The following is a 1,954-nucleotide window of genomic DNA, read 5'->3' on the forward strand; positions in this document are numbered from 1 at the left end:
GGAGATGTCGTGAGCAACGAGAGCCTGGCCAACCTTCTCAAGGAGGAGCGACGCTTCGCGCCGCCGGCTGACCTGGCGGCGCACGCCAACGTCACGGCAGAGGCGTACGAACGGGCCAGGGCTGACCGGCTCGGCTTCTGGGCCGAGCAGGCCCGCAGGCTGTCCTGGGCCGAGGAGCCGACCGAGACGCTGGACTGGTCGAACCCGCCGTTCGCCAAGTGGTTCGAGGACGGCACGCTGAACGTCGCGTACAACTGCGTCGACCGCCATGTGGAGGCCGGTCACGGCGACCGCGTCGCGATCCACTTCGAGGGCGAGCCCGGGGACAGCCGGGCCATCACCTACGCCCAGCTCAAGGACGAGGTGTCCAAGGCCGCCAACGCCCTGCTGGAACTGGGCGTGCGCAAGGGCGACCGGGTCGCCGTCTACATGCCGATGATCCCGGAGACCGCGATCGCGATGCTGGCGTGCGCCCGGATCGGCGCCGCGCACTCCGTCGTCTTCGGCGGCTTCTCCGCCGACGCGCTGGCCACCCGCATCCAGGACGCCGACGCCAAGGTGGTCATCACCGCCGACGGCGGCTGGCGGCGCGGCAAGCCCTCCGCGCTGAAGCCCGCCGTGGACGACGCCGTCGAACGCGTGGACAACGTCGAGCACGTCCTCGTGGTCCGCCGCACCGGCCAGGACGTCGCCTGGACCCAGGGCCGGGACGTGTGGTGGCACGAAGCGGTCGAGCGGCAGAGCGCCGAGCACACCGCACAGGCCTTCGAGGCCGAGCACCCGCTGTTCATCCTCTACACCTCCGGCACCACGGGCAGGCCCAAGGGCATCCTGCACACCTCCGGCGGCTACCTCACCCAGACCGCCTACACCCACCACGCCGTCTTCGACCTCAAGCCCGCCACGGACGTGTACTGGTGCACCGCCGACGTCGGCTGGGTGACCGGACACTCCTACATCGTGTACGGGCCGCTCGCCAACGGCGCCACCCAGGTGATGTACGAGGGCACCCCGGACACCCCGCACCAGGGCCGCTTCTGGGAGATCGTGCAGAAGTACGGCGTGACCATCCTCTACACCGCACCCACCGCGATCCGCACCTTCATGAAGTGGGGAGACGACATCCCCGCCAAGTTCGACCTGTCCTCCCTGCGCGTCCTGGGCTCGGTCGGCGAACCGATCAACCCCGAGGCGTGGATCTGGTACCGCAAGCACATCGGCGCCGACCGCACCCCGATCGTGGACACCTGGTGGCAGACCGAGACCGGCGCCATGATGATCTCCCCGCTCCCCGGCGTCACCGAGACCAAGCCCGGCTCCGCCCAACGCCCCCTGCCCGGCATCCGCGCCACCGTCGTCGACGACGACGGTCACGAAGTACCCGACGGCGCAGGCGGCTACCTGGTCCTCACCGAACCCTGGCCGTCGATGCTGCGCACCGTCTGGGGCGACGACCAGCGGTTCCTCGACACCTACTGGTCACGCTTCGAAGGCATCTACTTCGCCGGGGACGGCGCCAAGAAGGACCAGGACGGCGACATCTGGCTGCTCGGCCGGGTCGACGACGTCATGCTGGTCTCCGGACACAACATCTCCACCACCGAGGTGGAGTCCGCGCTCGTCTCGCACCCCTCCGTCGCCGAAGCCGCCGTGGTCGGCGCGGCCGACGAGACGACCGGACAGGCGATCGTCGCGTTCGTCATCCTGCGCGGCACCGCCTCGGAGGACGACAACCTGGTCACCGAACTGCGCAACCACGTCGCCGCCACCCTCGGCCCGATCGCCAAGCCCAAGCGGATCCTCCCGGTCGCGGAACTGCCCAAGACCCGCTCCGGAAAGATCATGCGCCGACTCCTGCGCGACGTCGCCGAGAACCGCCAGCTCGGAGACGTCACCACACTGACCGACTCCACCGTCATGGACCTCATCCAGGCCAAACTCCCGACCACACCCG

1 protein-coding gene is annotated in these 1,954 nt (G+C 69.6%); it reads left to right on the forward strand.

Annotated elements, in window-relative coordinates; all coding sequences use genetic code 11:
- Positions 1-9: 9 nt before the first annotated feature.
- A partial coding sequence (gene acs, locus JS756_RS35605; protein WP_205387412.1) for an acetate--CoA ligase occupies positions 10-1,954 on the forward strand: 1,945 nt, incomplete at its 3' end.

The sequence above is a fragment of the Streptomyces actuosus genome (genome assembly GCF_016921115.1).
Classification (GTDB): domain Bacteria; phylum Actinomycetota; class Actinomycetes; order Streptomycetales; family Streptomycetaceae; genus Streptomyces; species Streptomyces actuosus_A.